Here is a 2,281-nt window from a genome sequence, read left to right on the forward strand (position 1 = left end):
CCTGACCGCCGCTCTTGCGGCGGCCCGGGAGCGGCCGCGGCCCGCAGGGCTACCCGGCCGCGCCGACCGGATCGCGGGCCAGCACGTCCTCGTCCGCCCGCTCGTCCCGGTCCGCCGGGCACGCGTACGTCACCACCAGCGTCACGGCGAGGTTCGCGGCGAGGGCGACGATCCCGGCGTTCACCCCGAACACCGGATCGTGCTCGCCGAACACGAGCCCGCACACGATCCCGACCCCGACGACGAGCCCGCTCAGCGCCCCCACCAGACTCAACCGCCGCCACAACAGCCCCACCAGCAGCATCGGTACCAGCTGCGCCATCCCCTCGTACGAGATCAGGGAGAGCCGCACGAGCGTGTTGGGCGCGGCGTACGTCAGCACGAGCGCGACCGCCCCGGCGACGACGACCACGACCTGCGACCCGGCCTTCTGCGCCCGCGACGCGGCGGGTGACGACCCCCGCCACTGCGGCACGAGCGACATCACGCTGCTCCCCCACATCGTGCCGATGACCAGCATGAACACGGCCATCGGCACGATCGACGACAGCGCGGCCGCGACCCCGATGATCCCCACGGCCCAGGCCGGCAGCGAGTCGACGACGAGCTTGAGGAGCGCCAGGTTCGAGTCGGCGCCGGTCAGTCCGGGCACGACGAACAGCGCGGCCATGCCCAGCAGCATGGGGACGAACAGGAGCACGTTGTAGGCGGGCAGCCACATGGCGTTGCGCCGCAGCCCGTCCGCGCTCCGGGCGCCGAGGTACCCGGCGACGGTGGTCGGAAAGATGACGACGGTCAGGGCGTTCAGGAAGGTGGTCGTCGCGAACCACCCTTCCCCGTAAGGCGATCCGCCGCTGCCCGGCAGCGTCAGCCAGGCGCTCTTGTCGTCGACGAGCCGCCCGAGGAAGTCCCCGTACCCGTCGAAGTAGTGCAGCGGCACGTACACGGCGAGGAAGGCGAGCGTGACGATGACGAGGAGGTCCTTCAGGACGGACACCCAGGCGCTCCCGCGCAGCCCGCTCACGACCACGAAGACGGTGGTGACGGCGAAGCCGATGAAGTAGGCCCAGTCGAGGCTGATCGCGCCGTACGACATCGTCGAGACGACGACGCCCATCCCCGTGATCTGCAGCTGGATGTAGGGCAGCAGGAAGACGGTGACGAGGACCGCGACGGCGGCGCCGAGCCACGGCTTCTGGTACCGGTGGGCGACCATGTCCGTGATGCTGACCAGTCCGTGCTTGCGGGCGTACGCCCAGAGCATCGGCCCGACGACGTAGCCGACGGCGTATCCGCACGACATGTAGGCGACGACGTAGAGGACGGGCGCGCCGTAGTTGTACCCCCACCCGGCGGCGCCGAGATAGCTGAAGCTGGTGTACCCCTCCCCCGCCATCAGCACCCAGATGAACACGGTCCCGAGCGAACGTCCGCCCACCGACCACTCGGTCAGCCCGCCGCCCTTCCCCTTGCCGCGCACGGCGAGCAGCCCGAGGGCGAGGGTGACGACCATGAAGCCGCCGAAGAGCGTGCTGGCCACGGCTCCGTCGCTCATGACCGGCGCTCCTTCCTGAGCCGCTGGTCGCCGCGCCAGGTGAGCCACACCGCGACGGGCGTCAGGAGCGTCGCGGCGAGCAGCCACAGGAACAGGAACGGCAGCCCGAGCACGACGGGTTCGACGCGGTTCACGAACGGGAGCGCGCCGATGTAGAGCACGAAGGGCACGAGGAGCCAGAGCAGGTGGGGCCGTCGACTGATCACGGGCGACGAGCCTATCGGGGCGTCATCCGGCTCAGCTTCCCCCACACCACCAGCCGGTACTTGGAGGTGAACTCGGGGGTGCAGGTGGTGAGGGTGATGTAGTACCCCGGCTCGCCGTACCCGGCGGACGGCACGACGCGACTGCGCGGGACGGGCCGGATCACCCCCGCGTCCGATGCGGACGTCTGGGACAGGCCCTTGTCGACGACATACGTGTAGGTGGCGCTCTTGGTCTCGACGGTGAGGGTGTCGCCGTGCCGCAGCCGGTTGATGTACCGGAACGGTTCGCCGTGGGTGTTGCGGTGCCCGGCGAGCGCGAAGTTCCCGCCGCCGCCCGGCTGGGCGGTGCCCGGGTAGTGGCCGACATAGCCGTGGTTGAGGACGTTCGCCTTGCTGACACCCTCCGCGACGGGGGCCCGCAGGCCCAGGCGCGGGATCGAGATGATGGCGTAGGCCTGGTCCCAGCGCGGCCGGGCGGGCGCGGCCCGGTGGGCCCCGCCGCCGCCGCCTGTGCCTGCGC

At 71.1% G+C, this 2,281-nt stretch carries 3 protein-coding genes; all 3 read right to left on the reverse strand.

Translation table 11 applies throughout. The annotated features are described in order from the left end of the window. Nucleotides 1-49: 49 nt before the first annotated feature. Nucleotides 50-1,555 (reverse strand): sodium:solute symporter family protein, encoded by a 1,506-nt coding sequence (locus G3I40_RS37055; RefSeq protein WP_164559218.1) that lies wholly within the window; start codon nt 1,553-1,555, stop codon nt 50-52. Next, nucleotides 1,552-1,761, reverse strand: coding sequence for a DUF3311 domain-containing protein (locus G3I40_RS37060; protein ID WP_343245137.1), 210 nt, complete (start codon nt 1,759-1,761; stop codon nt 1,552-1,554). Before G3I40_RS37060 ends, G3I40_RS37055 begins: the two co-directional genes overlap by 4 nt. Nucleotides 1,762-1,772: 11 nt before the next feature. Beyond that, the coding region (locus G3I40_RS37065) for a class E sortase (protein ID WP_164559219.1) at nt 1,773-2,281 on the reverse strand (509 nt) is incomplete at its 5' end.

This window comes from Streptomyces sp. SID14478 (assembly GCF_010548525.1).
Taxonomy (GTDB): Bacteria; Actinomycetota; Actinomycetes; order Streptomycetales; family Streptomycetaceae; genus Streptomyces.